This is a genomic window from Verrucomicrobiota bacterium (assembly GCA_027622555.1).
Classification (GTDB): domain Bacteria; phylum Verrucomicrobiota; class Verrucomicrobiia; order Opitutales; family UBA2995; genus UBA2995.
Genome location: JAQBYJ010000045.1, coordinates 18,039 through 42,118 on the forward strand (window position 1 = coordinate 18,039; position 24,080 = coordinate 42,118).

20 protein-coding genes are annotated in these 24,080 nt (G+C 46.9%); 9 read left to right on the top strand and 11 right to left on the bottom strand.

What is annotated here, in order from left to right; genetic code table 11:
- Window positions 1-35: 35 nt before the first annotated feature.
- Together O3C43_12950 and O3C43_12955 are read right to left on the bottom strand one after the other, a co-directional pair.
- On the bottom strand, window positions 36-1,016 hold the full coding sequence (locus tag O3C43_12950; GenBank protein ID MDA1067400.1) for a malate dehydrogenase: 981 nt from the start codon (window positions 1,014-1,016) through the stop codon (window positions 36-38).
- Between the two features lie 75 nt (window positions 1,017-1,091).
- The gene (locus tag O3C43_12955; GenBank protein ID MDA1067401.1) at window positions 1,092-2,177 is read right to left on the bottom strand and encodes a 3-deoxy-7-phosphoheptulonate synthase; all 1,086 of its coding nucleotides are present in this window, start codon (window positions 2,175-2,177) and stop codon (window positions 1,092-1,094) included.
- Window positions 2,178-2,810: 633 nt separating this feature from the next.
- Here O3C43_12955 and O3C43_12960 point away from each other — a divergent pair.
- From O3C43_12960 to galK, 4 genes are all read left to right on the top strand, one after another.
- Window positions 2,811-3,734 (top strand): hypothetical protein, encoded by a 924-nt coding sequence (locus O3C43_12960; protein ID MDA1067402.1) that lies wholly within the window; start codon window positions 2,811-2,813, stop codon window positions 3,732-3,734.
- A 4-nt stretch (window positions 3,735-3,738) separates the two neighbouring features.
- Window positions 3,739-3,924 (top strand): hypothetical protein, encoded by a 186-nt coding sequence (locus O3C43_12965; GenBank protein MDA1067403.1) that lies wholly within the window; start codon window positions 3,739-3,741, stop codon window positions 3,922-3,924.
- 153 nt (window positions 3,925-4,077) lie between these two features.
- A complete protein-coding gene (locus O3C43_12970; GenBank protein ID MDA1067404.1) occupies window positions 4,078-4,392 on the top strand; it encodes an HU family DNA-binding protein in 315 nt (104 codons plus the stop codon).
- Between the two features lie 94 nt (window positions 4,393-4,486).
- Window positions 4,487-5,656 carry a galactokinase gene (gene galK, locus O3C43_12975; protein ID MDA1067405.1) on the top strand — a complete coding sequence of 390 codons (1,170 nt, stop codon included), beginning with the start codon at window positions 4,487-4,489 and terminating at the stop codon, window positions 5,654-5,656.
- 10 nt (window positions 5,657-5,666) lie between these two features.
- Here the strand turns inward: galK and O3C43_12980 are convergent, their stop codons facing one another.
- The 4 genes from O3C43_12980 to O3C43_12995 all read right to left on the bottom strand — a co-directional run bounded on the left by O3C43_12980 (window position 5,667) and on the right by O3C43_12995 (window position 9,093).
- A complete protein-coding gene (locus O3C43_12980) occupies window positions 5,667-6,560 on the bottom strand; it encodes a prepilin peptidase (protein ID MDA1067406.1) in 894 nt (297 codons plus the stop codon).
- A gap of 2 nt (window positions 6,561-6,562) precedes the next feature.
- Complete coding sequence (aroE, locus tag O3C43_12985) at window positions 6,563-7,498, bottom strand: shikimate dehydrogenase (GenBank protein ID MDA1067407.1); 936 nt, start codon at window positions 7,496-7,498, stop codon at window positions 6,563-6,565.
- Window positions 7,482-8,333, bottom strand: a complete 852-nt coding sequence (locus O3C43_12990) for a transglutaminase-like domain-containing protein (protein MDA1067408.1) — start codon at window positions 8,331-8,333, stop codon at window positions 7,482-7,484. The genes aroE and O3C43_12990 overlap by 17 nt, the downstream gene beginning before the upstream one ends.
- A gap of 61 nt (window positions 8,334-8,394) precedes the next feature.
- Window positions 8,395-9,093, bottom strand: coding sequence for a YggS family pyridoxal phosphate-dependent enzyme (locus O3C43_12995; GenBank protein ID MDA1067409.1), 699 nt, complete (start codon window positions 9,091-9,093; stop codon window positions 8,395-8,397).
- A gap of 55 nt (window positions 9,094-9,148) precedes the next feature.
- Here O3C43_12995 and O3C43_13000 point away from each other — a divergent pair, with 55 nt between their 5' ends.
- The 4 genes from O3C43_13000 to O3C43_13015 all read left to right on the top strand — a co-directional run bounded on the left by O3C43_13000 (window position 9,149) and on the right by O3C43_13015 (window position 13,234).
- Window positions 9,149-10,054 carry a LysR family transcriptional regulator gene (locus O3C43_13000; protein MDA1067410.1) on the top strand — a complete coding sequence of 302 codons (906 nt, stop codon included), beginning with the start codon at window positions 9,149-9,151 and terminating at the stop codon, window positions 10,052-10,054.
- A 251-nt stretch (window positions 10,055-10,305) separates the two neighbouring features.
- A complete protein-coding gene (locus O3C43_13005; GenBank protein ID MDA1067411.1) occupies window positions 10,306-11,148 on the top strand; it encodes an ABC transporter ATP-binding protein in 843 nt (280 codons plus the stop codon).
- A gap of 4 nt (window positions 11,149-11,152) precedes the next feature.
- Window positions 11,153-11,968 (top strand): ATP-binding cassette domain-containing protein, encoded by an 816-nt coding sequence (locus O3C43_13010; GenBank protein ID MDA1067412.1) that lies wholly within the window; start codon window positions 11,153-11,155, stop codon window positions 11,966-11,968.
- Between the two features lie 48 nt (window positions 11,969-12,016).
- Complete coding sequence (locus tag O3C43_13015) at window positions 12,017-13,234, top strand: aminotransferase class V-fold PLP-dependent enzyme (protein MDA1067413.1); 1,218 nt, start codon at window positions 12,017-12,019, stop codon at window positions 13,232-13,234.
- A 6-nt stretch (window positions 13,235-13,240) separates the two neighbouring features.
- On the opposite strand, the gene O3C43_13020 is transcribed toward O3C43_13015, so the two are convergent.
- Both O3C43_13020 and O3C43_13025 read right to left on the bottom strand, forming a co-directional pair.
- Window positions 13,241-14,446, bottom strand: a complete 1,206-nt coding sequence (locus O3C43_13020) for a P1 family peptidase (protein MDA1067414.1) — start codon at window positions 14,444-14,446, stop codon at window positions 13,241-13,243.
- Window positions 14,447-14,449: 3 nt separating this feature from the next.
- Complete coding sequence (locus O3C43_13025; protein MDA1067415.1) at window positions 14,450-15,223, bottom strand: hypothetical protein; 774 nt, start codon at window positions 15,221-15,223, stop codon at window positions 14,450-14,452.
- A gap of 297 nt (window positions 15,224-15,520) precedes the next feature.
- On the opposite strand from O3C43_13025, the gene O3C43_13030 reads away from it, so the two are divergent.
- On the top strand, window positions 15,521-16,879 hold the full coding sequence (locus O3C43_13030; protein ID MDA1067416.1) for a sulfatase-like hydrolase/transferase: 1,359 nt from the start codon (window positions 15,521-15,523) through the stop codon (window positions 16,877-16,879).
- 68 nt (window positions 16,880-16,947) lie between these two features.
- On the opposite strand, the gene O3C43_13035 is transcribed toward O3C43_13030, so the two are convergent.
- Genes O3C43_13035 through O3C43_13045 form a run of 3 tightly spaced genes read right to left on the bottom strand, consistent with a single transcriptional unit; the run spans window position 16,948 to window position 24,026 of the window.
- Window positions 16,948-17,499, bottom strand: a complete 552-nt coding sequence (locus tag O3C43_13035; GenBank protein MDA1067417.1) for a hypothetical protein — start codon at window positions 17,497-17,499, stop codon at window positions 16,948-16,950.
- Complete coding sequence (locus O3C43_13040) at window positions 17,499-18,974, bottom strand: DUF1501 domain-containing protein (protein MDA1067418.1); 1,476 nt, start codon at window positions 18,972-18,974, stop codon at window positions 17,499-17,501. The genes O3C43_13035 and O3C43_13040 overlap by 1 nt, the downstream gene beginning before the upstream one ends.
- A gap of 12 nt (window positions 18,975-18,986) precedes the next feature.
- A complete protein-coding gene (locus tag O3C43_13045) occupies window positions 18,987-24,026 on the bottom strand; it encodes a DUF1800 family protein (GenBank protein MDA1067419.1) in 5,040 nt (1,679 codons plus the stop codon).
- Window positions 24,027-24,080: the final 54 nt, after the last annotated feature.

Here is a 24,080-nt window from a genome sequence, read left to right on the forward strand (position 1 = left end):
TTCCTCGCCCGTTTCCCGGTTCCTTGTTAGGAAACTTAAAGCATTTCTTTGACGAGCTCCCTTTCAGAACGAAGTTCGTCTACCGTTGCGTCCAACTTGAATTGTCCGAACTCATTGAGTGGAACTTCTTGGACGATTTCCACATCGGTACCATTTGTACGAATGGGGAATGATGAAATGAGTCCTTTGTCTACTCCATAGCTTCCGTCCGAAGGTATGCAAACGCTGGTCCAGTCGCCGTCTGGTGTTGGATTGGTCAATGACCGGACCGTATCTACAATCGCATTAGCGGCTGATGCTGCGGATGAAGATCCACGAGCTTGAATGACAGCGGCTCCTCGTTTCTGAACGGTAGGGATGAAAGTGTCTTTCAACCAGGATTCGTCTTTAATTACGTCAGTGGCTGCTTGTCCGTCGATTTTTGCATTGTAAAAATCAGGATATTGGGTGGCCGAGTGATTTCCCCAAATGGTCATGTTCGACACCGAAGTCACGTCTACTCCAGCTTTTTGTGCAAGTTGGGTTTTGGCGCGATTCTCATCTAAACGGGTCATGGCAAACCAACGATTACTTGGAATGTCCTTTGCGTTGTTCATGGCTATCATGCAGTTGGTGTTACAGGGATTGCCCACGACCAAGATGCGTACATCGGATGCTGCTCCATTTTGAATGGCCTGGCCCTGCCCGGTAAATATCTTTCCATTTATGCCGAGAAGATCACCTCGTTCCATTCCGGCTTTCCGGGGAACAGAACCAACCAGCAGACACCAATTTGCGTTTTTGAATCCTTCCTCCGGATTTAGAGCTGGCCTGATATCTTTCAGGAGAGGGAATGCGCAATCATTCAGCTCCATTATGACACCCTCTAATGCGCTTTCGGCTTGGGGGATTTCAACAAGGTTCAATTGAACCGGTTGATCCGGACCAAACATGGATCCAGATGCGATTCTAAAAAGAAGAGAGTAACCGATTTGACCGGCTGCTCCTGTTACAGCTACACGGATTGGTGAGTTCATCATATGTTATATTAGGAATTCGTTATTTAGATGGAGTCTGTTTAAATTTAATTTTCTGGCAAGCCTAGCTACAAATTAAGTAAATCGTGGCACCAGTGCTTTATGCAATTTACGGAGCGCGGTTTCTGTGGTTTCCCAATCGATGCATGCATCTGTGATAGAAACTCCGTACTGCAAATTCTCTTTGGGCTGGGGAAACTTTTGGTTACCAGCTTTAAGATTACTTTCGATCATGAGCCCGATTATTGATTCGTTACCTGCTTTGATTTGTTCAATGACGGTATCAAGAACGATTATTTGATTCTCATGATTCTTAGCGCTATTAGCGTGGGAAGCATCTACCATTATGGCAGGTTTCAGGCCTGCTTTTAAGAGATCTGTCTCATATTTTTTAATGTGCTTCGCTGAATAGTTTGGACCTGCAGTTCCACCTCTAACAACAAGATGACAATTTTTGTTACCCCGCGTCGTTACTGCAGAAGAAATGCCATCCAAGTTGATTCCTAGAAAGGTTTGTTCGTTGCTGGCTGCTTTGATTGCATTGATCGCTGCTGTCACGGATCCGTCGATGCTGTTTTTGAATCCCAACGGCATGGAAAGACCTGATGCCATTTGTCGGTGAGTCTGAGATTCTGTAGTTCGTGCACCAATGGCGGACCAGCATATCAAGTCACCAATATATTGGGGAGTAATTGGATCCAACAACTCGGTCGCCGTTGGAATCTTCTTCTCAATGAGTGTTTTCAGGAAATTCCTGGCAAGTTCTAAGCCTTCTTCGATATCACAGGAGCCATCCAGATGTGGGTCCATGATCAGACCCTTCCAGCCCAAGGACGTGCGGGGTTTTTCAAAATAGGCCCGCATAACAATGCAGATTCGGTCAGAGATTTCATCTGAAATTGCTTTTAACTTTTCCCCATATTCGATTGCCGCATCGACGTCATGAATCGAGCAGGGGCCAACGACTACGAGTAAGCGTGAATCGGTTCCGAAGATAATTTGTTTAATTTCGGCTCGAGACCGAGAAACGAATTGAGCCTGTTCTTCTGATTTAATAACCCGGTTTCGTAATTCCCCTGGACTTGGGAGTGGTATAGTACTGAGTACGTTTACGTCAGTTACCTGAGTGGGTGTCGGTACGTTAAAGGTTTCTGCGGTCATAAAGGTAGTTGAACGGAGGTCGTTCCAAAAAAATGAAAGGAAGGTTACACACCTGAATGCGCGCAGATTCCAGCTAAAAAGTGGAAGATCTTTTCCCCGGCGCGATTTGGGTAAAAAAAAGGCAGGATGCCTACCCCTAAGCATCCTGCCATATATTCTTCTTCTCAATCAGTTACCCCAAGTCTCCTTTATTAAGGAGATTGTGCCTAAGACAGTTGCTAAATTAGCAACATAGTCAAGCGGTATTCCTGATAAAATGAAAAAAAGTTTTCCGGACCGTTGAAATGCCATTCTTCAACAGCAAACAGCACCTTTTGAATCGGCGTTTGTAATCTCAAAGATCCGTTATAGGAAAAACAAAACTCTAATACCGAGTGGAAGGAAAAAGCTGTGAGAAAGTGCGGGATCGCTTTTATTTACTGAATTTTTGACAAATTCATGTCTCGATCATGGCACAAGAATTCCTATACCTTTTAGCTATGGGTACAAAAAAGGCAGGTTGCCTACCCCTAAGCAACCTGCCATGTATTCTTCTTCTCAATCAGTTACCCCAAGTCTCCTTTATTAAGGAGATTGTGTTTAAGAAGGTTGCTAACTTAGCAACGCCTGTCAAATCCTATTTTAACTTTTTTTATGTCATCTCCCATTTTAGTTAACGGTTATTATCCTTATCGCCCGTCTGCATGGATTCTGGCGGAAGGGGAAGATGCTAATGAGTTTCTTCAAAGTCAGTTTAGTAACGATTTAAATAAGTTAAGAATTGGAGACACCTCGTATGGATTGTGGCTTGATTTGAAGGGGAAGGTGCATGGCGACAGTTTTGTTTTTGAGGAAGACGATGAACGATTTTACTTAATGAGCTATGAGACAAAAGAGTCTTTAATTCTTGATAAGCTAAACAGCTTCATTGTTGCCGATGATGTAGAGTTGACTGGCCAATCCTCTGGAATCGGTGGCATTTGCCTCCTGGGAGATGCAATTTCAAGCTTAGAACATCTTGGAGTAATACCAGGCAAATCTGGCAAAATAACGTTTCGGGGAGAGACGGTCTATGTGATACCGGGTCGTCGCGGAGCTCAGGTGGCCCTCGAGCTCATAGGAGGAGATTCATGTCTTAGCGCTTTGCTTGAAAGTATTATATTGAAAGTACCTGGACTTACGCTGTTGGACGAATCTGTTGTGGAAATGCACCGAATTGAGAGCCTTTGTCCTAAGATTCCCGAAGATATTGGACCCAACGATTTACCCCAGGAGGGTGGGTTAGAAAAGGATGCTGTTAGTTTTAATAAGGGATGTTATCTTGGCCAGGAAGTGATGTCCCGTCTTCATTCGATGGGAAAAGTAAGACGCTCACTTCGATTGGTTCAATGTAATGTCTTTGTTGAAAATGGTACGGAGATTTTTAGTAGTGGTAAAAAGGTAGGAGTTCTAAAGAGTTCAGTTCACTTCAATGACGCCTATTACTCACTCGCATTGATAAGTAATGTGCATAGCAAAGACGCAGATCTCCGATTCTCTGATCCTGAGGCCACAATATTTTTAATGCCCGAATCTTAAATTCATGGAAACCCAGGACGATCAGTTGATTGAGTTCTTTAAAAAATCAGGTGCGAATGATGAGCAGTCTAAGACGATGGCCAGCCAATTAAAAAAGCGGGCACGACAGCTTTCTGGGCAACGTGGGTGCACGGAACTGGAAGCGTTGGAGCACCTTCTAAAACGCATTTTAGAAGCCCGAGAAGCGTAGTTAGATTTTAAGTGAACAATATTCGCGGAAATCCCTTATTTATTGGTGATTCAGGGCTATTTATTAGTTGACGGACAATTTTTTATCTCCTTGGTATTACCGCTTCTTGTAATACTAAATATCATAACCAACTAACCTAATTAAAAAGCCCAGATGAATAAATCAGAACTTATTCTTAAAGTCCAATCTAGCCTTGGTGGCGACACTTCAAAAGCACAAGCTGAGAGAGCAATCGATGCTGTCCTCGATGCAATCAAATCTGGCGTAAAACAAGCCGGTAAGAGTGTGACAATGAAGGGCGACGTCTCTGCTGCAATTGCGGTCCAACTCGTTGGATTCGGAACTTTTTCCGTATCTCGCCGCAATGCGCGTTCAGGAGTTAATCCTTCCACAGGTGCAAAAATTAAAATTAAAGCAGCTAAGGCTGTAAAATTCAAACCGGGTGCAGGGTTAAAAGCTCTCGTGTAATTGAATTATAATTACTTCTAGAAAGCCCGTAGCTAAATTTTTAGTTACGGGCTTTTTTGATTTCCAAACTTAGCATGTTCAGAATACTCGCCAAATGATTGAACAAGTCCGCGACCTTTTTATGGCGACTTTTGGTAAGGAACCAACGGTTATAGCCAGGGCACCCGGTCGAATCGAATTTGTGGGAAACCATAACGATTACAATGGCGGTGATGTATTGGGAGTGGCTGTGGACCAAGGTATTTGTGTAGCCGCCCGGTTTCGTGATGATCGGATGGTACGAGGAGTTAGTCAGGATGGACAAACCCTTTTCGAGCACTCATTGGATGAATTGGATGAGCGTCCAGATAGCACGAATTGGTCCAGGTATCCCCTGGGTGTCATTTGGGCTATACAAAAACTCGGATTTGAATTTGAGCACGGCCTGGATCTTGCCGTTGTTTCTAATTTGCCCAGCGGAGCTGGTATGAGTAGTAGTGCTGCTTTAGAGCTTGCAACTGCCTATGCCTCATTGGATGGAACTCCGAATAATTTTTCGCCAAAAGACATCGTTAAAATCTGTCAGTATTCCGAGAACAACTACGTCGGAGTGCCTTGCGGAATTCTTGACCAAGGAGTATCGGGTTTTGGGAAGAAAGATCATCTGGTTTTCATCGACTGTAAGACCGAATCTTTTTCGACGGTACCTATTCCGTCTGGAACTCATTTCTGGATTTTCAATACGAACGTCAAGCACAGTCTGATCGATTCATTGTACTCTGAGCGATTTGCGGAATGTCGAGAGGGATTTGAAGTCGCTAAACGTATCTGCCATAACATTCAATGTTTGGTCGATTATCCTTCTAGCGAACTCAATTCTCTTGCTGAGCACTTAGCGAAAAAGCCCTTTCAGCGGGTGAGCCATATTTTGAATGAAAACCTCCGGGTTAAAGAAGTGGTTCGATTACTTAATAAAAACCCGGTCGACCTGGCAGCGTGTGGAAATCAATTGTTTGCCTCTCATGCAAGTTCTCGCGACCTGTTTGAAAATAGCACAATTGAACTGGATTTCCTTGTTTCTGAGCTTCAGGGTTTCAAGGAAGTTTTTGGAGCTCGTTTGACAGGGGGTGGTTTCGGAGGTGCTGTTATGGCTTGGACCTCCCCGAGATTCACTCAGGAAGATGCTGACGCCGTTGGTGCTCGTTATGAATCTCGTTTTGGTAGTTCTACTCGCATTCTCCATTGTCTCAGTGGGGATGGGGCGAAGGTAGTTTGGAAAGCTTAGGATTTTCTTTTTAAGGCAGCACCCAATCGAATGCTTTAAAGTAGCTATCGACCATAGGTCCGAAGTATAGGTAGTAAAGAAGGCTGCCTGCAGCCAGCATTGGCCCAAAAGGAATTTCTCGTCCGATCATTCCCTCTTCTTCCTTGTCCGGAGAATTCTTTTTCGGTGTCAACATGCGGATGATCTGCATAAAGATAATCGCTATGGTTCCCAGGACGGCGCCTCCAAAAAGAGCAAATATCGCTCCTTGCCAACCACAGAAAGCTCCAATGGCTCCCATGAGTTTCACGTCTCCAAAACCGAGGGCCTCCTTTTTTAGAATAACTTCGGCCCCTATCATTATCCAGAGTATGGTTGCGGAACCTATAAACGCTCCAAGGACAGCGGTAAACAATCCCTGGATTCCATTCTCCAGAACAAATCCTGTTGGAATTCCATGAATACTTGGAGCAACCATGGATAAAACGAGACCAGCAATTAAACCTCCGATGGAAAAACGATCGGGGATGATCATGTGGTCCAGATCAATAAAGGTTACGCAGACTAGAATCGATATCCAGACGAAGCCAATTAAAGCCTGAGGCGTTGGCAGTAACATCCAGGATGCTAAGAATAAGAGCCCGGTTAACAACTCAATCGAGGGGTAGCGGATACTAAAAGGTGCTCCGCAGCATCCGGCTTTACCTCTTAAAAATATCCAGGCAAGGATAGGGACATTGTTGTAGAATGGTATTGGTTTCCCACAGGCTCCACAACGGGAGGGTGGGTGAGCCACAGACATGCCTTCTGGTATCCTATAAATACATACGTTTAAAAAACTGCCAATGCAGGCACCTATCACGAAGGAAAAGATGGGGAAGAACCACGGAGCTACGCTTTCGACTGAGTCTATTAATTCCTGCATGCTTAGAATGAATCTAGTCCTGCTTGGACCGCTTTCAGCATAATGGCTGGCGACGGATTGGTATTAGACCAGATTTTCAAAGAGCGTTCACCTTGGAAGACCAACATGCCTATACCATTCGACGTGCGCATTCCTTGTGCTTGTGCCTGCTTTAAAAGTGCTGTTTGGGCTGGATTGTATATCATATCGAAAACGAGAGTAGACGAAGGTAGCTGACTTAGATCTGCTGGTGCCGGATCGTTAGGTTTTAACCCCAATGAAGTTGCATTAATAACAAGGAGCTCGTCAGAATCGAAAGGCAAATTTCCAGGTAATTGACAGGTTTTTACCTTAGGTGGGTCTTCCAGTTTTTCTAATGATTCAATAATCGTATCCAATTTTGATAAGGTTCGATTGGCCAGGGTTAATTTTTTTACTCCCGCCTGCGCGCAAGCGATGGCAGCTGCCCGTGCTGCACCTCCGGCTCCCAGTAAGATAACTTCGCGATCTTTAAGGTGAATTGAAAACTGTGTTTCTATGGCTTGGGTCATGCCGTATAAGTCTGTATTGAAACCGGTATAACCTTTTTCGGTTTTTAGCAAAGTATTGCATGCACCGGTCAATTTTACCTCCTTTTCCCCTATACTAACGAATTGAGTCGCCAGTATCTTATGAGGAACCGTCAGGTTTATGCCAAGAAAGCCTCGAGCGTGAAATTTTGGAAGTGCTTCTTGCAAACGGGTTGGCTCAATATCGAATTTATAGTATCTCCAGTTTTTAAAGCGTTCATTCGATTCTGCCAGTGCTTCGATCGCCGCGTTATGCATCGGCGGACTCAAGGTGTGTTTGACCGGGTGTCCAACAACCGCCAATGAGATTCCTGAAGAAGGCCAAGTATTCAGATCTTCTATTGAATAAACAGAATCGCTAGATAGATCGTTTTTAAAAATGGGATTCAAACTCCTCAACGTAGGATTGGTAGAGGTCCGCCTTTTCATCGTCGAAAAGTAAACGGTATTGTTGGGAAAGGTTTCGGCAGCAGCGGCATAGGACTTCACCAATAGGGCAAGGCCCAAAGTGTCCAAGGTTCGCGTCCAGTTCATTGGCCTCCAGGAAGTAGAGTAGATCTTCGAGGGAGCGGAAGATTCCGTTTTCATAAACATCTATGAAGAATGGCTCCTTTTCCAGAAAACACCCAACCATAAACCGACCTGGAATTGCTACCGGCTCCAAGTCGAGTTCCAGTCTTCGACCTACCATAAGATAAAGCATGGCCAGACTTATAGGAAGTCCCTTTCTTGTCTCGAAAAGACTGTGTATAAATGTGTTGTTAGGATTATTGAAATCAGACCGGTTTCCGGTAAATCCGTATTCGTGAAATATGACTCGATTGAGAATCCGGCAACGATCCCGTGGACTGAGGGGGGCGGTAAAAAGTGTCTGACAGCGCAGTGCAATGTCATCCATCCGCGCCATTAAATCCGATACCTTCAATTCAGGGTTATCTATTCGACTCAACAAGAAATACCCGGATTCCAGTTCATAATTCAGCGACTTGATAAAGCGGCTAAACAATTTCTGTGGAGAATCTTTATCCAGTACCATTAAAATAGACAATGCATGCCTCCTTAGCTCCAAATCATTCCCTTTGCAGATATTATTTAGAAATGCACGACCTGCTGAACCGTATTTAATTATCTCATCAACAACAGCATTTCTAACTGCAGGTGTGGGGTCATCCATCAGGCCTTCTAAGGCCTTCAGTCTGGCTGTTGATTCACTGGTTGGTATCACTGTATAAGGTTTGGGATTTTGGTATAAGACAGATAAGACAATTCTGTATCGTCAGAAAATGTCAAACCGACCGTTGACCGAATAGAGCGGATCCTACGCGAATACAGGTACTGCCGGCGTCAATGGCAGCTTCCAAGTCGTTGGACATGCCCATGGATAATTCAGGCAAAATTTGGCCTGTCTTTTCAGTCATGCGATCCCGTAAGTTTCTTAATTCGTTAAAAGCGGTTTTCGCGGATTCCGTTGTTTCTGGAAGGGGAGCAATGGTCATGAAGCCTTCCACTTTCAAAGATGAAAGGTTCAGGATGGTTTCCAGCTCTTCTTCTGCCTGTTTGATGGTGAATCCGAATTTCCCGGGATCCTCGCCCGTGTTAACCTGGAGGAGAATCTGTAGCATTTTACCCGTTTCGGCCGCATATTGATTCAAGCGTCTGGCCAATTTAGTCGAATCTACGCTTTGAATACCATCGAAATATTTTGCTGCCAGTTGCGCTTTGTTGGATTGCAGGTGACCAATGAGTTCCCACCTCGCGGTGAAATCTGCACGTTGAATTTTCTCAACCCCTTCCTGCACTCTGTTTTCCCCCAACAAGTTAAGTCCATGAGAGACTGCCGTTTTTGCCACGCTTAATGGGAAAAACTTTGTGACTGCCATAAGCTTAACTTCGCTCAAATTCCTGCTGGCTGCATCACAAGCCAAGGAAATACGTTCATTCAATACTTCGAGATTTTGTTCAAATATTTCCGGCGAAAATAACATAAGAATTCCTACAAATAGATTTGCTTATCAATTAGGTGCGTTTATAGGTCGTTTTATGCATATTGAAAATCTAAAGATCTTCTCAGATCTTGTGGAGAGCCAGAATTTCTCTAAGGCTGCTAAATTAAATTCGATAACCCAATCAGCCGTGAGTCAACAGCTACGGGCGATGGAAAAGCACTTTAATGTTTTGATAATTGATCGTAGCCAAAAACAGTTTCGACTGACACGGGAAGGACATAAACTCTACGATTCATCCAAGGAAATTCTTCATCTTTATGAGAAATTGATGAGTGATCTTCAGGAAATGAAGAAGGTCATAAGTGGAAATATTCACATTTCCACGATTTATTCGATAGGTCTTCACGAGCTCCCTGTTTATATTAAGAATTTTCTCCAGAAATATCCGTCGGTCAATGTCCGTGTAGAGTACAGACGTTCAAACCTGGTGTATGAGGATATTCTGCACAACTCAGTTGATTTGGGTTTGGTAGCTTTCCCGAATCGAATGCGTCAATTGGAAGTGATTCCATTTCGGAACGACGAGTTGGTACTCATTTGCAATCCCAGTCATCCATTAGCCAGCTTGGGTGAGGTGGATATCTCTGATATTAAGGACTGCAAGATCATTGGCTTCGATCCTGACATTCCCACCCGGAAAGCCACGGATCAGATTTTCCGTGAGCATAATCTCGATTTGGATCCGATTATGGAATTTGACAACATTGAAACTGTTAAACGAGCTGTGGAAATTGATGCAGGGGTAGCTATTGTCCCTCAGGCGACGGTTGTTCAGGAGATCAATCAGGGCACGATTCGTGGCATAAAATTGAAGGGCGATTTTACAAGACCTCTTGCTGTTATCCATAGAAAGGGGAGGGTGCTAACCCCTGCTATGAGAAAGTTCATTGAAACATTAACGGGACAAGTTTCTGTCACAGACGACGAGGTCGAAGATTAAAAAAGGAGCGGGAACCATTTTAATTTTCAAGCTTTTTTCCTGGCTTTTCGGCAGCTGGGAAGTCGCATGGGTTTGAAAAATAAAATTCTTCTGAAAAAGCGATATGGATTTCATCTGATCTCCCAGAAGCCGATTAATCCTCAGATGAGATTGTGCGGACGTTTGTTATAAAAAAAGGGATGAATGGAATAAAACTTCCTGGTGCTGATAAAAATCTTTCATTTACCAGGACGATGCCTAATCCTTTTCCTATGACTGAAACCCCACTACTCGAGATAGAAGATCTGCGCATAGCCTTTCAATCCAGGGCAGGTGTGAATGAAGCGGTCAGAGGTATCAGTTTCACCTTAAATGCCGGAGAGACGCTCGCTGTTGTCGGCGAAAGTGGTAGCGGAAAATCCGTGACCGCACTTTCATTATCAAAACTATTGCCTCCTCCACCTTCCTGTGTCGTTCAAGGTAAGATACGGTTCGAAGGGAACGATTTGCTTAGCTATTCAGAAAAAGAGCTTCTTAAAATTCGTGGCAAAGAAATTGCCTATATCTTCCAGGAGCCATCTACATCTTTGAACCCGTTTTTCTCAGTCGGCCATCAGATCGCTGAAGCCATAAAATTGCACCGACCAGAAGTGAAAGACGTTAAGGAAGAAGTTATTCATGCCTTGGACCTGGTTGGAATTCGCATGCCTGAGAAGCGGTTTAAAGATTACCCGCACCAGCTCAGTGGTGGTATGCAGCAACGGGTGATGATTGCGATGGGTTTGAGTTGTCATCCTAAAATCCTGGTAGCGGATGAACCTACCACAGCCCTGGATGTTACCATTCAGGCTCAAATCATGGACCTGATGCAGGATCTTAAAGAGAAACTAAATATGTCCATCATTCTAATCACACACAATTTTGGAATTGTTGATGGTTTTGCTGATAAGCTGGTAGTGATGTACCGCGGCAAGATTGTCGAGGCGGGTGAAACCTTTTCGGTGCTTTCCAATCCACAACATCCGTATACGAAAGCCCTCATCGCTTGTATTCCTAAACTGGCGGGACGGCGTGAACGTCTTGAAACGATCGACCACTCGCTTCTCGCAGGATAATCCCATGGCATCCTTAATTGAAGTCAATGACCTTAAGGTCCATTTCCCGTTGAAGGCAGGGTTGTTCCAAAAGCCCCGCCAATTTGTAAAAGCTGTCGACGGAGTGAACTTCGAAATCGCGGAAGGTAAGACGATCGGGCTGGTCGGCGAAAGTGGAAGTGGAAAAAGTACCATTGGAAAAGCGATCGTCCGCCTGGTTGATCCGACTGCAGGTTCCGTGAGCTACCGTGGCGAAACCATATCCGCTTTGAACAATGATGATTTCTTTCCTTACCGGAAAAAAATTCAGATGATTTTTCAGGATCCGTATAACTCATTGAATCCTCGGATGACAATATCAGGAATCATTAGCGAGCCTTTGGATATTCATTTTCCTGAAATGAATCGTTCGGAGAAAGAAGATAAGATTGCCGATCTGCTTGTGAAAGTTGGATTGGAGCCCGATTTCCGCAATCGGTACCCGCATCAATTCAGCGGAGGTCAGCGACAGCGCATTGGTATTGCTCGAGCGCTTTCAGTCGAACCTGATTTTATAATATGCGATGAAGCGGTCAGTGCTTTGGACGTATCTGTTCAGGCTCAAATTATTAACCTTCTGCAAGACGTTCAGGAAGAATTTAAGCTTACCTACCTGTTTATCGCGCATGATTTGGCTGTAGTTAAACACATCAGCGATTTTGTTTTGGTTATGAATCAAGGTAAGATTGTGGAGCAAGCCTCGTCGGACGAAATCTACACCAATGCCAAAGATCCCTATACTCAGAAATTACTCGATGCTATTCCGAAGATGCCAACGATTACAGCGGCAGGTTTAGCCTGACTATTTCTTTGGTTGGTAATCCAGCTCTCTTAATTTTGAATTAAATCGATGTCATTGGAATTGATTAATCAACCAGCGGTTGACCCTGGTTTATTTCCTCTTGATCCAGAGATCACTTTTTTAAATCACGGATCTTTTGGCTGTTGCCCACTAGCTGTTCTACAGTATCAACAGGAGCTTCGATTGCGTCTTGAACGACAACCGGTTCAGTTTCTTCTACGTGAACTTGAGTCGCTTCTCGATGAAGCCCGTAATTCATTGTCAGCATTTGTGGGTGCTCGAGCAGATGATTTGGTTTTCGTCAATAATGCTACAACCGGCGTCAATACAGTTCTTCGATCCCTTGAGTTCAAGCCTGGCGATGAGTTGCTGGTAAGTAATCACGGATACAACGCCTGCAGGAATGCACTTCAATTTGTAGCAGAGAAAAATGGGGCAAAAGTAGTCGTTGTTGAATTCCCGTTTCCTCTGGAGTCTCCCGATGAGATAACTAAAGCGGTTCTTGAAAAGGTGACAGATAAAACCCGTCTGCTTCTCATCGATCATATCACAAGTCCTACTGGGCTCGTTCTTCCAATCGAGGGAATAATCGATCAATTAAATCAACGCGGCATCGATACGATGGTTGATGGTGCACATGCCCCAGGAATGATTCCATTGAATCTGAATAAACTTGGGGCTGCTTATTATTCAGGCAATTGCCATAAGTGGATATGTGCTCCCAAAGGCTCCGGATTTCTTCATGTACGGGAAGACCTGCAAGAGGCAATTCGACCTCTCACTATTAGTCACGGCGCCAATTCGCCGAGAACGGATCGGTCTCGATTTCAACTTGAGTTTGGCTGGATGGGTACGAGCGACCCAACTGTCATGTTATCGGTACCCACGGCAATAGAATACATGAGGAGTCTCCTGCCAGGTGGATGGGTTGAGATCATGGAGCGAAATCGAAAACTTGCTCTGGCTGCCAGAAAGGAAATTTGCCTGACATTCAATCAGCCCTTACCATCACCCGATTGCATGATCGGCTCACTTGCTTCGATTCAACTTCAAGATTCGAAAGAAACTGATTCCGTGCTTGCGCGGAATCAGTCTACCAAATGGCAAAATGAATTGATTGCCAGGTGTAAAGTGGAAGTGCCGATAGTTCCCTGGCCAGCTCATCCTAAACGCCTGGTACGAATCTCAGCCCAGGTTTACAATTTCATGGCTCAATATGAATTATTGGCAGAGGGACTAAAGGAACTTTACGACAACCAGATATAGGAATTATCAGTCTGATTGACGATGGTGTCTTTTGAGTAGCGCACGCATTTGATCGTGGGGCAGAGCGATTACATTGTGGTTATCCCGACCGGTCATTGTTTCAGCTGCCACCAGGGCATTGATTATTGCCTCTTCTGTAGCCAAAGCCACGGCCGAGAATAATCCACTGATGTGTTCGTTCGAAAGTACCGCTACCTTGTCCACGCCTTTTTCAGAATCCGCGGCATCTGCGTTTGCGGTCGAGAAAGCTATAAAAATATCGCCAGAGCCATTCCCCGAGGTGGCTCCCGTTCGTGCCATACCAAGGCTAACTCGCGTTGCTAACCGCTTCAATTGAATAGGCAGTAGGGGAGCATCCGTAGCCACCACCGCGATCATTGATCCGGTTTCCTTATATAAATCACGTCCATCCGTGTAAGGTGCATTTTCGGTTAACGTTTTGCCAATTGGAATCCCTGCTATGCTTAGTTGGTGTCTTCTTCCAAAATTTGCTTGTACCAGAACTCCAACCACGAAGGTCCCTGCGCCCGTTTTCATTATTCTCGAAGCGGTTCCGGTGCCGCCTTTAAACTCGTAACACACCATGCCGGTACCGCCGCCGACATTTCCCTCTGCTATCGGACCCGACTTGGCGGATTCCAGGGCATTCGCTACTTGAGGATAGCCAACATGGAACCCATTAATGTCATTTAAAAAACCATCCCAGGTTTCTCCCACTACCGGCAGAGACCAGGTCCCCTCATACCTGTCTTGCGAAACTTGCCATTTTATAACGGCCTCATGCACCGAACCCACGCTGTGAGTATTGGTGATCATGACAGGACCCTCCAGATAACCCGATTCATTGACCCAGGCCAAACCGGTCATTTCGCCATTACCATTTAAAACAAAGGATCCGGCAAAGACAGATTCGTTCGACGATTTGCCTCGTGGAAACACGGCGGTTACTCCGGTGCGGACCGGGCCCTTACCGACAACCAGTTTTCCTTCGCCTTGAATAACGGTCGAGTAACCTACCTCTACGCCAGCAACGTCGGTTATGGAATTGAGCTCGCCGGGAATACCTTCGAAAGAGATACCCAGATCCCGGGCGCGTGGCTTTGAATGGGCAATTTGAAAAACCAAAAAAGTGGTCGTCAAAATGACCGATGTTTTAAACAGCTTTGAAAGAAAGTTCATGGTTGAGGGGGAATCCTCGTTGTGGGCTCTCATTTATTATAGAGTAGGAAAGTCCACTTTAAGTTTACTGAGCAAATCTTCCTTGGTTCCGTTAAACAAATACATCTTTCCGCGAATGGTTTTGGATTCCGTTGGTTTCAGTGGACCCACACGTATGGATAAGTGCATGCACTTCCATGGATTGTGTCCCTGGGCGGTCAGGAAATCTTCCCAAACGATGGCCATGGTTTGACTTCTGTCCTCTGATTCACGAACCAGAACACCGGCGTATGCATCGCGTTTTGAAGTGGGCCATTTTTGGTACCATACGAATTGTCCATCATCTCGTTCTTTTTTCCAGCTCGCCACCGAATTCATCCATTGGTGGTTAAAATGGATTTCTCGGGGGGCGTCTCCTGCCAGTAAATCCAATCCTTGTTCGCCGATAAAATAGGTGTGATCATGGCCGTCATCGAGAAAGTTGTTGTTCGGGACAGCGTCTGTTTTTTTCGGTCCATCAAAACCTGGATTGAAACAGGGAATGATACCTGCAATATCCGGCCAGTCGCGATCCGTGGTGTTGGTAACGGTTAATTTCAGTTCTGCACCATCCTCAACCGCGGTCGCTGATAGAGAAAACCAGTCATTCGTGGTCTTGGCCAAACTCCCGTCTGAATCCAAGTCCCATTTCCAGTCGGAAGCTCCACCTTTGTGTTCCCCCTTATGAACACTATCGAAAAGCGTCCATTCGTAGAACCAGAGATAAGCATACAGCCCAGCGTCGTTTGGCGACGTAAGTTTCACGCCGCGATCCCAAATAGTTAAGTCCATTTTTTCGGAGATTGGTTTAGCGCACCCGGTAAAGAGTAACGCGAAGATAGTAAAGACAGGGAGAAGTTTTTGTAAGTGCATAACAAAATCGATCCACCCATCATACTACCTGATTTTATAAGCTCAACTGGAAACAGAGATTTGCGCTTCCCTGAATAAAAATGACCGTCTATAACCATCTGCTCAGGATCCATTACCTCTAACCTTATGAAGTTTGCCACATTTCTTTCTCTTTTCTCCATCTCCCTTTTCCTTTTCAGCCCTTTATTGGCTCAAACCGGAAAGCCCAACATTCTCATGATCGTCTCGGACGACCAGGGATACCACGACCTTGGGTTAATAAATCCTGAGATCATTACACCGAATCTCGATCGACTCGCCACGGAGGGAACGCGATTAACCAGCTTCTATGTTGCCTGGCCGGCGTGCACGCCTTCGAGAGGAGCTTTTTTATCGGGCCGATATCCTCAGCGCAATGGGATCTACGATATGATTCGAAATGAGGCACCCGACTACGGGTATCGATACAAAAATGAAGAATACTCGGTTACCTGGGAACGCATAGGCGGTATGGATACGCGCGAAGTTTTATTGCCTGCCATGTTAAAGCCCCAAGGGTACAAGTCGGGTATTTATGGGAAGTGGGACTTGGGCATCAGTAAACGGTTTCTTCCACAGGCCAAAGGTTTCGATGACTTTTATGGATTAGTAAACACCGGCATCGATTACTACACGCATGAGCGATATGGAGTTCACAGTATGTATCGAAACAACGAGCGGACAGAAGAAGATCGTGGAACCTACGCTACCTACTTGTTCGAACGGGAAGCTTTAAAGTTTTTGGATAAATACGCCGGTGAAGATCCATTCTTTTTGTATGTCCCCTTCAACGCTCCTCATGGATCTTCAGCTCTGGATTCGAAGATTCGGGGCACGGTGCAAGCTCCTCCTGAATTTGAGGCCATGTACCCGGCGGTTAAACAGGACTATGAAGAAGGTTCCCGCTATGGAAAGAAGGACTTGGTCCCGTCTAAGGGAAAACGCTACCGCGATTATCGGGCGGCTGTAACCTGTATGGATGCCTCCATCGGGAAGTTTTTAAGCGTTCTGGATGAGAAAGGATTGGCGGAAAACACGATTGTTATTTTCTTTTCGGACAACGGAGGAAGCGGCGGTGCCAACAACGGGGTGCTTCGCGGTCACAAATCAGACACTTGGGATGGAGGTGTTCGAGTACTTTCCTTGGTTCGTTGGCCCGGTGGAGGCATTCCCGCCGGAGTTGAGAACGATGCGTTTCTTTCGAGTATGGAGATATTTCCAAGCCTGGCAGCTGCTACTGGCGCCGAACTTCCGCAGAATGTCATCATTGATGGTTACAACTGGTGGTCGACCTTGCGTGGAGAAACCGAGAGCCCGAGAAAGGATCTGTTCTGGAAACGGCAAAATCGATTGGGAGCGCGTGTTGGAAACTGGAAGTGGGTGGATATGGAAGGAAAGTCCGGCGGCCTCTTTGATCTTTCCAAAGATATCGGCGAGAGAATTGATCTTTCCGAGAAACGTCCAGAAGTCCTTTCCATGGTTAAAGCAAAATTCGACGCCTGGTATCAGGAAACGATGATTGATGCTGAACCCCGAGGGCCGTTTAAGGATTTTTAGTATGGCACTTTCCAAGTGGACACTTCGATGAGTTGGAACTGTTTCTGCCGGAAAACAAAACTACCTTGTTAAAATTCCTCAGCGGTCCGGGTAACGATCCCGCCGACCATTGAGAAATCATCCTCAGTTCCAAGGACCTTGTCCGGACCGGCAGAGTAAATAGCCACTTTCTCGGCTGATATCAAATGGAAGAACAGGGGCGAACCCCAGCGATCGACAATCAAACCTTCCTCGTTGAACAGTTTGTGGTCTTTGGGAAGAACGGCGAGGGCGATGTGTTTTTCACCCCTCAGTGCGGCGGCGACATCTGCGTTGGAGGAAAAGTTTCGGGCATCCATCCCCTTGGCCAAGGTTCGATAATTACCAATCAAGGAGTTCACTTTTTGAAGATCGTTTTCCGGTTTCCCCGAGCCATATCCTTCAAGAATAGCCACTCCCATGAAGTTGGATGGTGCTGGTACCTTGAGTGCAGAACCTCTTTGTTCCTCCGTCGGACCCGATGCTGAGGATGGTACCTCCGGTTGCTCCACTTCTTGGTCTCGGTTCCGCGTCTGCAGAAACCAGTAAGCGATGGCAACGCATCCAAGTATGAGTAAACCAAACTTCCAGTTCCCTTTCACTACACTGGATTCTGTTTTATAAAACCAATCGGTGGATCCGAACCAAGGGTGTGAAAATTCCCGATGTTGGGCAGGACATAAGGCAGGTCCGCATTTGATACACCGAACCATTGAGCAATCTCCGCGACAACCACGTCCACGGATGTGCTTGGAAGAAACCGTCCTCCCTGGCCTATATCATCCGGACCATCAAGAGCCATGTTGGGATATGTGCCGTAAACGCGTCCTCCATTTACCTGACCTCCCATCACAAAGCTATTGCCTCCCCAGGCATGGTCTGTGCCCCGTCCATTCGAGCGCAACGTGCGACCGAAGTCTGAGCCACTGAAAGTGAGCACCGAATCCTGCAAGCCGGCATTTTCTATGGCAGTTTGGAATGCCAGTAAACAGCGACTCCAGTCATCCAGCAGGACAGCTTGTTCGGAAAGCAGATTAAGATGAGTGTCGAAACCTCCGGTTGCAATAAACAGCGTTTGCCGTCGAAGGCCCAGTTGCTCGCGCAAGACTATGGATTTGAAGGCAGCCTTCAATTGTCCCCCAAGGTAGCTATTTGGAAATGCAACCCCTATGGTGCTTTCATCGAATTTTTCGAATGCCGATTGGAAAAAGTCCGCCTGCTCAATGCTCTGGTTAGTCGATTCTGCGAAAGCCCGCCTGACCATGTTGGAGTATTCCTGTTCCAGGATATTGCGGACCATGAAGTTTTTCAGGTTAAGCGGATCATTCCGGTTGGTTTCATCCCAGCCGCCGGTGAAGCGCTGCGCCCCATTTTCATTGATTACAAACTGCTGTGCTGTTTTCCCGATCTGGAAAACGCTTTTTCCGCTTAGGGCAATACTCATGGAAAGTTTGTCCTGGTTGTAGTCATTATGCAGCAGGTCGGCGATACGGCCTCCCCAGCCGGACAACTGGTCCATGCCTTGTGGAACCGAGGTCTGCCATTGCTGTTCCTGGTCAATATGGGAAAACAGCGCCTTTGGAAAACGGGCCGTTGTACTTTCGTCCTTATACTGGGCGAGGGTCACCGGTTCAACCAGTGTTCCGATATTGGCTATGAATGAGAGGCGCCGTTTGTTGGCGTCTCCGCCCAGGCCATTAAACAATTGCTGCAGACCGGGGCCGTTCCCATGTAAACCGTAGGGTAGGCCATCTCCGCCCTCCGCCTGATTCAATGAGAGAAGCGACTCGCGCGCCAAAGCCAGGTTGCTCCTGGAACTGGCGTATTCGGCATAGCGCGCGTCGTCAGTCGGGACCAGTGTGTTAAAGGAGTCATTGCCTCCCTGCATGAAAACACAAACCAATGTCTTGTAGTCCTCGCCTGGCGCCGCATGCAATTGGATATTCGAGGCTGAGGCCTGGTTGAGAAGCTTCAGGTTTAAAATCGTTGAGAGTATGGGTATGCCGGTTAGAGCGCTGCAGCCAGCGGATTTAATGAAGGTCCGGCGGGTAATGGGTAAATTCTTTTCAGTGATCATAGTGGTTAAATGCTAACGTAAAACCGCGCTTTCAGGTGAAACAATTATGGCGTAGACCGCCAGTTGTGTTAATTGTCCGATGGTCGGATTAACTACCTGCATGAGATTGGCCACGATGGTCTCTCTGGTTTGAGCGGTCATTTGTCCCTGGCACAGCAGGAGGTTTAATTGTTCGACCAGAGCTTCCGGATTTTTTTCGAGGGGAATGAAGGAGGAATAATCAAGAAATATTCCCGGGTGAAATCCGTCTGCGTTTTCAACAGGTGGGAGATACCCATTGTTCAGATAGGACCACAGGACATTCGGAAAGGCTATGGTTGTTACGCTGTTGGTAATTTGAAATACCGGCCCGACGAAACCCTGGTCGCCCAACTCTCCGGCGGGAAGGTGACCCGGTTGAAAAAAGTTGAATACGGTAGGGGAAGAAAGGATGTCCTGGGACGTAAGGCCGTAGAAATAACGACCGAATGCGAAATTCGGCTCCTGACCAACTCCGAATATGCGGCCCAGGTGTATGGCTCGAATCAGGGGCTCTCTCAGTCGTCCGAAATGTTCGGTGTTATTGGCGTAGAGCCAGTCTCGTGCTTCAGCATCCATGAGTATGGCTTTGATAACTGCTTTCAGGTCTCCTCTTACTCCCTGCCCGTTGTCCACGAAAACATTCTGTATCCGTTCGATGTATTGGGGGCTGGGGTTGTCGGTAACAAAAAATTGAATGAGTTGTCTGGAAATGAAGACGGGAGTATTGGGATGTTCGAAGAGTAGGCGTATGGCATCGTAGATATCCTGTCGGGCATTCTCGGGAGATGCTTGCCGAGCAGGAATCCTGACTCCGCCCAACAGTGTTTTTTCGCCATAATCATGTTTGTCCGGATGAATCTCCATAGGCTTGGCATAAACCATCCGATTAAGTCCGGAGTGGCCTTGTCCCCACGGTTCCTGATACAACCAGAAACCGGTTAGAACCCGGGCGAGCTCGGTGATATTGGAATTGTTATAGGTTGGGATGGGTTGTCCTTTGTTATCGAGTTTTCTACTTCCGTCCGGATTCAATTGCCACAACCCGATTGTGAAAAGCTGCATAAGCTCTCGTGCATAGTTTTCATCCGGATAAAGGTTGATTTCCGGTTGGGCTTTTTGATTGCCCAGGTGAGTCAGGTAAATGCCCATGATGGGATGAAAAGTTACCTGCATCAGTATATCGAAATAATTGCCGAACGCATTTTCCAGGAAGATGTCGTAGTAGGAAGAAACGGCCCGAGTGTGCCAGCTTATCACCTCATTCTCATGAGAGATTACTAGTATCTCGCTGAAGGCCAATGCCATTCGTTGTCTCAGTTGGTCTTCCGCAGTGAGAACGGTTTTTCCCCAGGGTGTTCGGAGTTCCTCTCTTCGAAAAAAGTGATCACTCAAATTGCCCGGCTTCACACGAGCGCCTATGTAATCGAAAAACCTTTCATGCATTTGTGGGAGTAGCAAGGTGGGTTCCAGCTCATCCACCTGGCGATCCAACCAACCTTCGAATCCGAGCTTCTGGACTTCGGCGATAGATGCCATAGTCGGTCCAAAAGTGGCCTGCGTCAGAAACCGTGCCGCCTGACGTTGCGAAATTCGGCCTTCTCCGGAACTGCCGTCATTGAGATAGGAATAAAAAGCATGCAGATCGCCGGAAACCATCTGGTCGGGCTGTTTGTCGTTGTCAGTGTCGATCCATTTGGCCGGACCCCCGCTGCCGGAGCTGGTGTCCGACAGGTTCAACTTGTTTTCCAGCCAATCACTAAGTCCGTCCCCATCGTTATCACTTCCCAAAGTCGAGGCCAGATTCACACCCGGAATGCTTAGGTTAAAGAACCAGCTGTCGGACATGCCAAAGGCGTTATCAATCGTATGGGTCATACGGCCGTTTTGAGCGGTTCCGTCCAAGGTCTTCCAGCTGGAGAGATCGTTGCTCTGGGCAAGGGAATAACCACCGAATCCCAAATCCGGCCAAATCAATTGCAGGTTATCTCCAAGCGCATTCAGGCCGACCCTCAGATTTGAATTCTTATCAAACGGGTTGGTCCCCGCTCGTATCTCGAGTCCGTTCAAGAAGCCGTCGAAATCGCTGTCCAGGGTCAGGTCTTGGTTGGTGAGCCTCCGAACAAATTCCCATACATCGCTTACTCCATTATAATCCAGGTCGTCTGTCGTGTCTGTCGGGAAATCACTAAAGAAGTCAGGGGTTGTGTTGGCATCCCCGGGGTTTCCTTGCTGGGAAACTTCGAGGAGATCGTTGATTCCATCCCCGTCACTATCTCCTTTTGTGGGATTCAGCCCAAGCAACCACTCGTCGAGATTGGAGATCCCATCGAGATCGGCATCGGCATTGATGTTTTGTGGAGTGTCAGTGGAAAAACCGTAGAGCGTCTCCCAGTTATCGGGCAATCCATCGCGGTCCGAGTCGTCCTCGATGGCATTGAAATTCGAACTGTTCAGCGTTTGTTTCGTGAAAAAAGCGTCCAGGCCGGCGGGCTTCCAGATAGTGACTACTCCCGGTTCATTTTCCCAGGATCCGAAAGCCGCGCTGCCGTCCAAAATGGAAGAGCTTGCCAGAATATTGGTTCGGGAATCAGTTGCGACGACTTCGCCACGCTTATAGTTGAAAACAGACAGGTTCAAATTCCAGAATGAACTTCCTGGTTGCCTCTGGGCTGTGAATTCCAGTTTCAGTCGGTCGGATATCTGCAAGGTTGGTGTATTGCTTAAACCAAGCAGGTTCCAGGATTCCTCTTTATTGTCCTCGGCATTGGGATAAGAAGAAAAGTAAAGATATTGGTCACCGCTGCTCCCCGCATCGAAAAAACTGCCGTTTCTGGAGGAAAAATCGATTCTCAGAGAACCGTTAACGTAAACAAAACGGATATCGAGATCGCCCTCGGGATTTGCGAAATTTCTGACGAAGAAGGTAACAAGACCATAGTAGCTGGTATTTACGATTCCTATGCGGCGATCCCAGATGACCTGTAGGTCATCGATGGTCCAGGTCAAAGTCTGATTCCCATTACTGAAGACAGGAACACTGGCAACGGCTCCGTCGTTGGCCAAGGGGTTTAAATGGAATCTCCACTCCTCCCGGTCGTTAATGCCGTCCGCATCTTCATCGTTTTTCAAAGGATTCGTTGCGAACAGGGTTTCGTATAATTCGTCCCTGTCGGAAATGCGGTCACCATCCGTATCAACACGCAGGGGATCGGTTCCGGTATTCTGGCGGTTAACATAGATTCCGCTGTCGGTTTCGACCAGGTCGCTGAGTCCGTCTCCGTCGGTATCCGCTTTACCAGGATGCGTTCCGCGATTCAGTTCGTCCAAATTGATTAAACCATCCCCGTCGGTATCCATATTCTGATCCCCGGCCAATGCATAATTATATCCGTATTCCAGTTCCCATGAATCGGGTAATCCGTCCGAGTCCTGGTCGGCTTGGCGGTCAATAAGCTGTATGGCGGCTATACCCGGATTCCCGAGTAGGGTTACCGGCATTTCGATTTTCAAGGTGGGACCGCTCAAGTTTCGGTAGCGGAGGAAATTGCCGGACGGAGGAATCAGGTTAAAGGGTGATGGGATGGATTCAAAAAAACGGGGGTGGAGGAATCCTTCGCTCAACGTTTTTAAATGGACTCGCGTGGATTCATCGTTGTTAAGCACCATCTCAACTCCTTCTTGTTGATCTGTGTCTCCTGTGGGGTAAACGATGAGATCATACTGGGTAAAGGGGATTTGCGTGAGGTTAATTTCTACCCCGATATTCTCCGCCCCGTGTATAGAAAGTCCTCCGGCGAGGAGCCGATCAATCGGGTGAATAATGGGTGTCTTTACCGGTTTTCCGGAAACTCCGCCTGCTGTCCAGCTTATCTCCAACGTTGTTTCATCGCCATTTGAATCGACTATCTTCTGAGGAACGGGTCGCCGGATCGCATTCGTATCGCCGATCTGATTTCCCCATGACAAGAGGCGAGGTTGATTCCAGAAAATCTGAGGAACCACACCGGCCACCTGATCTTCGGGGATCAGGGTCCCCTTGTTGAGTATGGTTGGAAAGTTTATGCCAATGGCCGAAGAAAACGGGGGCGGAACGCTATTATTATCAGAAGGATCAAAGCCGGTCTGTTTCTCCCACGCATCCCCATGACCATCGCCATCGGAATCTTTGAGGTTGGGGTTGGAAGCAGGCGTTTGGCCAAGTTCGATTCTATCAGGGAGTGAATCTCCATCGGTATCCATACGTTTCGGATCGGATTGGGTTTCCTCTCCATCCAACAGGCCATCTCCGTCGAAGTCAGATTTCCGGGCCAGGGTTCCCGCTGCGAATTCCCCCAGATTTGTCAGCCCATCCTTGTCCAGATCAAGTGTGGCATCACTGGCATCCGAGTCATCGAGCAAGTTTTCCTGTTCCCAATAAAGAGGCAGACCATCTCCATCCTGGTCGGTTAAGGCATCGCTGTGGATGGAGATTTTTACAAAATCGAGGTGCATCCAGAAGTTGTGAATTGCCATTTGGTCGATAACCCCATCGCCTGCGCCAATCATCTGAATTTCAATGTAATTGAGTCCCGAAGGCGGAAGCGGTTGCGCGTTGAAGTTTATAAAAAATACATCCAGTTCCTGCTCAAGGCGAAGGGTTGTGCTTACGTCGACGCCATTGTGTCGGACTATCACATCGCGGTGGCCTTTGCCAATGGTGGGCTGGTTGTCTGATCCACCCGCAAGCAATCCCAAAATCACGCTGATCCGGGATTGTGAAAGATCGATGCCATTAGCCGAAAAGTAGATTCGCTTGGTCATGCCCTCCCAGAGGTTCCAGCTGAAGTTGGTCTTCCAATCTTCGGTTGTGGCTACATCCCCGATCGGGGCCGGGTAGGTGCCTGCCACATAGAAATGATTATCCGCCAGCAACGGACTTCCGGGTGCATCGACCGATTCATTGGGGATGGAATAGGGCAATTCATCATAAACTGCCTCCTTTCCAATTTCCACCACCGTTTCAAAGTCGGCACGGGAAGGGGTGCAGGACAAATTTTTTCCTTAGATGCCTCATGCGGCGTTTTTCTGGTCCCAGTAGGAATCGAA

Coding starts and splice junctions, on each gene's coding strand:
- O3C43_13040 (MDA1067418.1), bottom strand. CDS start 18,974: ATGATCACTGAAAAGAATTTACCCATTACCCGCCGGACCTTCATTAAA.
- galK (MDA1067405.1), top strand. CDS start 4,487: ATGATTGAACAAGTCCGCGACCTTTTTATGGCGACTTTTGGTAAGGAA.
- O3C43_12965 (MDA1067403.1), top strand. CDS start 3,739: ATGGAAACCCAGGACGATCAGTTGATTGAGTTCTTTAAAAAATCAGGT.
- O3C43_12970 (MDA1067404.1), top strand. CDS start 4,078: ATGAATAAATCAGAACTTATTCTTAAAGTCCAATCTAGCCTTGGTGGC.
- O3C43_13030 (MDA1067416.1), top strand. CDS start 15,521: ATGATCGTCTCGGACGACCAGGGATACCACGACCTTGGGTTAATAAAT.
- O3C43_13010 (MDA1067412.1), top strand. CDS start 11,153: ATGGCATCCTTAATTGAAGTCAATGACCTTAAGGTCCATTTCCCGTTG.
- O3C43_13005 (MDA1067411.1), top strand. CDS start 10,306: ATGACTGAAACCCCACTACTCGAGATAGAAGATCTGCGCATAGCCTTT.
- O3C43_13000 (MDA1067410.1), top strand. CDS start 9,149: ATGCATATTGAAAATCTAAAGATCTTCTCAGATCTTGTGGAGAGCCAG.
- O3C43_12955 (MDA1067401.1), bottom strand. CDS start 2,177: ATGACCGCAGAAACCTTTAACGTACCGACACCCACTCAGGTAACTGAC.
- O3C43_12995 (MDA1067409.1), bottom strand. CDS start 9,093: ATGTTATTTTCGCCGGAAATATTTGAACAAAATCTCGAAGTATTGAAT.
- O3C43_12960 (MDA1067402.1), top strand. CDS start 2,811: ATGTCATCTCCCATTTTAGTTAACGGTTATTATCCTTATCGCCCGTCT.
- O3C43_13025 (MDA1067415.1), bottom strand. CDS start 15,223: ATGGACTTAACTATTTGGGATCGCGGCGTGAAACTTACGTCGCCAAAC.
- O3C43_12950 (MDA1067400.1), bottom strand. CDS start 1,016: ATGAACTCACCAATCCGTGTAGCTGTAACAGGAGCAGCCGGTCAAATC.
- O3C43_13020 (MDA1067414.1), bottom strand. CDS start 14,446: ATGAGAGCCCACAACGAGGATTCCCCCTCAACCATGAACTTTCTTTCA.
- O3C43_12980 (MDA1067406.1), bottom strand. CDS start 6,560: ATGCAGGAATTAATAGACTCAGTCGAAAGCGTAGCTCCGTGGTTCTTC.
- O3C43_13015 (MDA1067413.1), top strand. CDS start 12,017: ATGTCATTGGAATTGATTAATCAACCAGCGGTTGACCCTGGTTTATTT.